Genomic DNA, 6,693 nt, shown 5'->3' with positions numbered 1-6,693 from the left:
CTGTTCCCATGCCGAACACAGTAGTTAAGCTCTCCAGCGCCCATGGTAGTTGGGGCTTTGCCCCTGCGAGAGTAGGACGCCGCCAAGCTGTATTATCTATATATTATAATTAGTAACACGGATGTGTTTACTAACATTAACGCGGGGTGGAGCAGTCTGGTAGCTCGTCGGGCTCATAACCCGAAGGTCGTAGGTTCAAATCCTGCCCCCGCAACCAATTATTTAACAAATAAAGTGTAAATAATGAAAGATATTTTTGTTATGCAAAAAATCAATGGTCCGGTAGTTCAGTTGGTTAGAATGCCTGCCTGTCACGCAGGAGGTCGCGGGTTCGAGTCCCGTCCGGACCGCCATACATATTAAATACAAAGACCTTAGGATGTTTCCTAAGGTCTTTTCTTTATCATAAAATTTTTTTTCATTATTTGTCTGTTTTTGCTATGATATAGTTAATATTTCTTTCTTTAGTGAGGGTTTAAACATGGATGAGTTTGACTTTATAAAATCAATTCAACAAAAGAACTATAGACAATCTTCATTATTAAAAGGGGTAGGTGATGATGCCGCAGTTTTTAGACAACCATATAACGATATCGTTACTTCAGTTGATACGATGGTTGAGGGTATTCACTTTAAGAGGGAAACAATGGATCCCTTCCATATCGGTTACAGAGCACTAGCAGCAAATATAAGTGATATGGCCGCTATGGGGGCTGTACCTACTTATTATTTAGTTTCGATTGTAATACCAAACAATTGGACTGAAACAGACCTACATGCAATCTATTCAGGAATGTCTGAGCTAGCAAATAAGTACCGAATGGATTTAATTGGTGGCGATACCGTCTCTGGTGATCAGCTAGTAGTTTCTATTACAATAATAGGTACTGTTGAGAATAATAAAGCAAGATATCGTAAAAATGCCCAGACGGACGATATTATCTTTGTAACTGGTACATTGGGTGATTCAGCAGCTGGTTTACATGTATTGTTAAATAAAACAAGCTATAATCAAAGTGAATTCACTCATTTAATCGAAAGACATAGAATGCCCACACCAAGGGTAAAGTTTGCTAATAGTTTAGCAAGATTATCAAGAGTAACTTTAAACGATATAAGTGATGGTATATCAAGTGAGGCGTTGGAGATTGCTCAAGCCTCTTCTGTCACCATGAATTTATATTATGAACAACTTCCTAATCATAAAGATCTTTTAATGTTTACAAAAGAACAGCAAATGGATTGGATGCTTTCTGGTGGTGAAGACTATGAGTTAATAGGTACAGTAGCGAAAAAAGACTGGCCCCTTGTAAAGACTATCGCGAAGGCTGCAGGAACACCAGTCACAGAAGTAGGCTATGTATCTTCTAATCCTTCTACTAACGGTAAAGTATTTCTTTATGAAGGAAATGAAAAAAAGGTACTAAACAAATCTGGTTATACTCATTTAAAATAGGTGATAAAATGGAAGGTTATGTGTTTAATACAGAAACAACAGAGGAAACATTACGGTTAGCTGGAAAGTTAGCTTTATTACTAAGTCCAGGGGATGTAGTTACTTTAGAAGGCGATTTAGGTGCAGGGAAAACAACCTTTACCAAAGGAATTGGTGCTGGCTTAGGTATAACTAGAACGATAAATAGCCCTACTTATACAATTGTAAAGGAATATATGGGCGAAATACCACTATACCATATGGATGTTTATCGACTAGAAAATAGTGATGAGGATATTGGTTTCCAGGAATACTTTGATGGTCCTGGCATCACGATAATTGAATGGGCAAGCTTTATAAAAGAATTTTTACCTGAACATAGATTAGATATAACAATTCAATCAAAGGGTGACTATCAAAGGGTTATTACATTGAATCCTAGAGGGCATCATTTTGATCAGATATGTAAGGAGTTAGCTAGATGAATATTCTTGCTTTAGATACATCCAATCAAACAATGGGTGTTGCTGTAATTTCTAATGGAAAAGTAATCGGTGAGTATATGACTACTGTAAAAAACAATCATTCAGTACGTCTAATGCCCGCAATTGATCAGGTTATGAAAGATACACAATTGAAACCAAATGATTTAGATAGAATTGTAGTCGCAAAAGGACCTGGATCATACACAGGTGTCCGTATAGGGTTATCTACGGCTAAAACAATGGCTTGGACACTTAATATACCGATCGTTGCTGTATCGAGCCTAGAGGTAGTGGCATATCAATGGCCATCATTTAACCAGTTGATTTGTCCGTTCTTTGATGCTCGTCGCGGTCTGGTGTATACGGGGCTATACCAGACAGACGAACATGGTAGATTACAATTACTAAAACCAGAAACAAACACATTGTTTGAGGACTGGTTAATGGACTTAGCTAAGGAAAAGAAAGCAACTGTATTTCTCAGTCAAGATCTAGAGGTACATCGATCGCTAATTGAGCAACACATGGGTGATCTAGCCATTTTTCCCGATAGCCCGTATCATTTACCGAGACCGGCATTATTGGGGCTAGCAGGTGCTACAAGAGAGCCTGATAATGTCCATACTTTAACACCAAATTATTTAAGGTTAGTTGAAGCTGAAGCAAAGTGGTTAGAAGAGCAGGAGAAAAGGAAAAATGCCTGAAGTAATTATACGTAGAATGACAAGAGAAGATATCAATCAAGTGGCTGTCATAGAAGAATCCTCCTTTGCAGTACCTTGGACAAAAGATATTTATGAGAAAGAACTTACAGAAAATCCATATGCTAATTATTTTGTTATTGAAATGATGGAACAGATAGTCGGATTCTGTGGATTATGGGTTGTGATAGATGAGGCGCAAATTACTAATATTGCTATCTCCCCTCAATATAGAGGATATAAATTAGGTGCAGCACTTTTTCAATATGTCATTAATCAGGCCGTAACCCTAGGTGCGATAAGATTATCCTTAGAAGTAAGAAAGTCTAATATAGTTGCTCAAGGCTTATATAGAAAGTTTGGTTTAGTTCCTGGGGGAGTTAGGAAAAACTATTATACGGATAATAATGAAGATGCTATAGTTATGTGGGTGAATTTATGAATGAACAGTACATTTTAGGTATTGAGACAAGTTGTGATGAAACTGCTGCTGCCATTATAAAAAATGGCAATCAGATAGTAGCAAATGTAGTTGCTTCCCAAATAGAAAGTCACAAAAGATTTGGTGGGGTGGTTCCTGAGATCGCGTCAAGACATCATGTTGAACAGATGACATTGGTTTTAGAAGAGACATTTAAGAAGGCCAATATGAGTATTGATGATATTGATGCAATAGCAGTTACAGAGGGTCCAGGGCTAGTGGGAGCCTTATTAGTTGGTGTAAATGCCGCGAAAGCATTAGCTTTTGCCAATGACAAGCCTTTAATCGGTGTACATCATATCGCCGGACATATATATGCGAACAGGTTACTAAAAGAGTTTAGGTTTCCGCTGTTAGCTTTAGTGGTGTCTGGTGGGCATACCGAATTAATACTTATGCGCGAACATGGATCATTTGAGATTATAGGAGAAACAAGAGATGATGCAGCTGGTGAAGCGTACGATAAAGTTGCAAGAACGTTAGATCTTCCTTATCCAGGAGGACCACAAATCGATAAGTTAGCATCTGAGGGAAAACCAACGATTGACTTTCCTCGTGCATGGTTAGAAGATGGATCCTATGACTTTAGTTTTAGTGGATTAAAATCGGCAGTCATTAACAAGTTACATAATGCGGAACAGCGAAGCCAAGTGATCCCTAAGGAAGATGTTGCTGCAAGTTTTCAGGCTAGTGTAGTAGAGGTACTAACAACAAAAACCTATCAGGCAGCGAAGGAATATAACGTTGAACAGATCATTGTTGCAGGTGGGGTTGCCGCTAACCAAGGTTTGAGAAGTGCCTTAGAAGAGAAATTTAAGGATGAAAATGTTGAGTTAATCGTTCCACCTCTAAGTCTCTGTACAGACAATGCAGCGATGATTGCTGCTGCTGGAAGTATTGCATATGAGCAGGGACATCGAGCTGGCTGGGACTTAAATGCGAATCCATCTCTGAGCTTAGAGAGATATTCACTACGAAAAGAATAAATGATAGGAGAGCTGCCAGATTGGTGGCTCTTTTTATGTGTATAACTACGTTTAATAAATATATATGTCTAAAATTTTAGGGAAAAGGAGGCGCCATTTGTAGACTATCTACCATATTCTACAAAATACAACATTTATCAACAGCTGGTAAATAAAAATGTGGATGAACATATCCCCAGATGCGTGATATCAGTGTTTATAGTGGGGATAACTTTTGTGTATAACTAATAGAAAAAATGTGGATTGTGGGGATAAAGCTGTTGAAAACTGGTATAATAAACAATTTTGTGTGGATAAACCTGTGGAAGATTGGGATAAGTTTTCGCTTATTCACATTGCGTCCAGGGAACGACGGATTGTGACATGGATATGTAATTCAGCAGCATCTGTCGATAAAAAAAGGAAGAATGACGTTTAATCCTAATTATTTTGGGGAAATAGAACTTATTCTTTACGTGGTTGATAGAAAGCTTTCCCTACTAAGTATTCTTTTTAAGTGATTTCTATGAACTTTCTCCTTCATTAGGTGAGATATTCCGAAGTAGCACGATATATCTCAACAATGACTGTTGCAATAAAACTAAAAAAAGATAGCGATTCAACGATCGCTATCTGATTCATGTAATTCTGCCCATTCTTCCATTAACTTTTCTAATTTATTATTGTTTTGCTCGTTAGCTGTAGTTAGCTCCAAAGATTTTTCATGATCTTGATAAACCTCAGGTTGGCATAAAAGTTCTTCGATTTCTTCTATTTTAAGTTCGATTTGCTCAATTTCTTTTTCAATCTCACTTATACGTCGCTGAATCCTCCGTTGTTCTTTTTTGAGCTCTTTATCTTGCTCAAAGCTCGTCTTTGTTTCTACTACTTTCTCTTTATCAGCTTTAGCTAAAGCTTCTAATTGTAATAGCTCTGCTTCTTCTTGTTTTTTCTCTAAATAGTAATCATAGTCACCAAGAAAAACAGTAGTTTCCTTTGGCTGCATCTCTATAACCTGCGTGGCAATTTTATTAATGAAATAGCGGTCATGTGAGACAAATAATATAGTGCCGGGGAAATCGATAAGTGCAGCTTCTAAAACCTCTTTGCTGTCTAAATCTAAATGGTTGGTTGGTTCATCTAGAATTAATAAATTTGATTTTTCCATCATTAACTTAGCAAGAGATAGACGTGCTTTCTCGCCACCACTTAGCGAGGAAACCATTTTTAAAACATCGTCACCAGAAAATAGGAAATTTCCAAGGACGGTTCGTATATCCTTCTCATTCATCATCGGGTAATCGTCCCATAGCTCATTTAATACAGTTTTATTGGTATTTAGATTTGTTTGCTCCTGATCGTAATAACCGATTTGAACATTCGTGCCGATTTGGATTTTTCCATCACTTTGCTTCAAATCTCCTACTATTGTTTTCAGTAGTGTCGTTTTACCAACACCGTTTGGACCAACTAATGCGATGCTGTCACCTCTAGAAACATCGAAAGTTAGGTTCGTAAAGATTGGAACCTCGTTATCCTCATAACGAAAAGTTAAATCATTTAGTTTTAGTACATCATTTCCACTTCTTTTATTAATATCGAAGGAAAACTTTGCAGATGCCTCATCTCCACTAGGTCGATCTAACCGATCCATTTTTTCTAGCTGTTTTCGTCTACTTTGAGCTCGCTTGGTTGTCGAGGCACGAACTATATTTTTCTGGACAAAGTCTTCTAATCGTTTAATTTCTGCTTGTTGTTTATCAAATTGTTTTTTGTCACGCTCATAGTTCGCTGCTTTTTGAACTAAATATTTACTATAGTTACCGATATACTTATTGGACTGATTTCGTGAAATCTCGTAGACAATATTAACCGTCTTATCTAGAAAATACCTATCGTGAGATACAATTACGACAGCACCGCTATAACTGTTTAAATATCCTTCTAACCATGTTAGTGTTTCAATATCAAGGTGGTTAGTAGGCTCATCCAAGATGAGTATATCTGGTTTAGTTAGTAATAGTTTCCCAAGGGCAAGTCTTGTTTTTTGGCCACCACTTAACTCATCAATAGGCGTTGCTAAATCGTAGTCCTGAAAGTGTAGACCGTTTAATACGGATTTTATATCTGCTTCGTATTGATAGCCACCTTCCATCTTGAAGGATTGCTGCTTGTTATCATAGCTTTCTAATAACTGTTGATAAGCATCCTGATCTGCTATGAAGTCTGGATCCCCCATTTGCTGCTCCATTCGACGTAGCTCTTTTTCTTTTTTTATTAAGTCTTCAAACACTGTTAGCATCTCATTCCAAATCGTTTGGCTCGATTCTAGGCCTGTGTTTTGCGCTAAATAACCCAAGCTAACATCCTTTGGTTTGTGAATATCTCCTTCATCGTATGAAAGATGACCAGAAATAATTTTTAGCAAGGTAGACTTACCTGCACCGTTTCTACCGACTATAGCAATTCGATCATTCGTTTGAATTTCTATTTTAATATTGGAAAGAATTAATTCTGCTCCATATCGTTTCATTAGATTGTTTACTTGCATTAAGATCATTAGTTTCACCTCATAAATTCAGTTTATCGTAACCCTCTTAAAACTAGCAAGCAAATGATAGTGGAA

The 6,693-nt window shown here is 37.3% G+C and carries 7 protein-coding genes, 2 tRNA genes and 1 rRNA gene; 9 read left to right on the top strand and 1 reads right to left on the bottom strand.

The features are described 5' to 3' along the window. From rrf to H7K77_RS14265, 9 genes are all read left to right on the top strand, one after another. Window positions 1–88: ribosomal RNA gene (gene rrf / locus H7K77_RS14305) — 5S ribosomal RNA — on the top strand; the annotation flags it as partial. 52 nt (window positions 89–140) lie between these two features. Beyond that, window positions 141–217 (top strand) — tRNA-Met (locus H7K77_RS14300). Window positions 218–276: 59 nt separating this feature from the next. Beyond that, window positions 277–353, top strand: a tRNA-Asp gene (locus H7K77_RS14295). Window positions 354–481: 128 nt separating this feature from the next. Then, a complete protein-coding gene (thiL, locus tag H7K77_RS14290; RefSeq protein ID WP_186578528.1) occupies window positions 482–1,456 on the top strand; it encodes a thiamine-phosphate kinase in 975 nt (324 codons plus the stop codon). A gap of 8 nt (window positions 1,457–1,464) precedes the next feature. Continuing rightward, entirely contained in the window at window positions 1,465–1,920 is a 456-nt protein-coding gene (gene tsaE, locus H7K77_RS14285) for a tRNA (adenosine(37)-N6)-threonylcarbamoyltransferase complex ATPase subunit type 1 TsaE (RefSeq protein ID WP_186578527.1), read from the top strand. After that, window positions 1,917–2,624, top strand: coding sequence for a tRNA (adenosine(37)-N6)-threonylcarbamoyltransferase complex dimerization subunit type 1 TsaB (tsaB, locus tag H7K77_RS14280; protein WP_186578526.1), 708 nt, complete (start codon window positions 1,917–1,919; stop codon window positions 2,622–2,624). The genes tsaE and tsaB overlap by 4 nt, the downstream gene beginning before the upstream one ends. Continuing rightward, window positions 2,617–3,063 (top strand): ribosomal protein S18-alanine N-acetyltransferase, encoded by a 447-nt coding sequence (gene rimI / locus H7K77_RS14275; RefSeq protein ID WP_186578525.1) that lies wholly within the window; start codon window positions 2,617–2,619, stop codon window positions 3,061–3,063. The genes tsaB and rimI overlap by 8 nt, the downstream gene beginning before the upstream one ends. Further along, entirely contained in the window at window positions 3,060–4,088 is a 1,029-nt protein-coding gene (gene tsaD / locus H7K77_RS14270; RefSeq protein ID WP_186578524.1) for a tRNA (adenosine(37)-N6)-threonylcarbamoyltransferase complex transferase subunit TsaD, read from the top strand. Before rimI ends, tsaD begins: the two co-directional genes overlap by 4 nt. Window positions 4,089–4,326: 238 nt before the next feature. Further along, window positions 4,327–4,506, top strand: a complete 180-nt coding sequence (locus tag H7K77_RS14265) for a hypothetical protein (protein WP_222599374.1) — start codon at window positions 4,327–4,329, stop codon at window positions 4,504–4,506. A gap of 180 nt (window positions 4,507–4,686) precedes the next feature. On the opposite strand, the gene H7K77_RS14260 is transcribed toward H7K77_RS14265, so the two are convergent. Further along, complete coding sequence (locus H7K77_RS14260) at window positions 4,687–6,627, bottom strand: ABC-F family ATP-binding cassette domain-containing protein (RefSeq protein ID WP_186578522.1); 1,941 nt, start codon at window positions 6,625–6,627, stop codon at window positions 4,687–4,689. Window positions 6,628–6,693 lie beyond the last annotated feature (66 nt).

Origin of the sequence: Aquibacillus kalidii, from assembly GCF_014280935.1 — a bacterium.
GTDB lineage: Bacteria > Bacillota > Bacilli > Bacillales > Amphibacillaceae > Aquibacillus_D > Aquibacillus_D kalidii.
This window is presented reverse-complemented; position numbering and strand designations above follow the sequence as displayed.

What these genes read in the sequence shown, in the direction of transcription:
- thiL (WP_186578528.1), top strand. Translation starts at nt 482, where the DNA reads ATGGATGAGTTTGACTTTATAAAATCAATTCAACAAAAGAACTATAGA.
- tsaE (WP_186578527.1), top strand. Translation starts at nt 1,465, where the DNA reads ATGGAAGGTTATGTGTTTAATACAGAAACAACAGAGGAAACATTACGG.
- tsaB (WP_186578526.1), top strand. Translation starts at nt 1,917, where the DNA reads ATGAATATTCTTGCTTTAGATACATCCAATCAAACAATGGGTGTTGCT.
- rimI (WP_186578525.1), top strand. Translation starts at nt 2,617, where the DNA reads ATGCCTGAAGTAATTATACGTAGAATGACAAGAGAAGATATCAATCAA.
- tsaD (WP_186578524.1), top strand. Translation starts at nt 3,060, where the DNA reads ATGAATGAACAGTACATTTTAGGTATTGAGACAAGTTGTGATGAAACT.
- H7K77_RS14260 (WP_186578522.1), bottom strand. Translation starts at nt 6,627, where the DNA reads ATGATCTTAATGCAAGTAAACAATCTAATGAAACGATATGGAGCAGAA.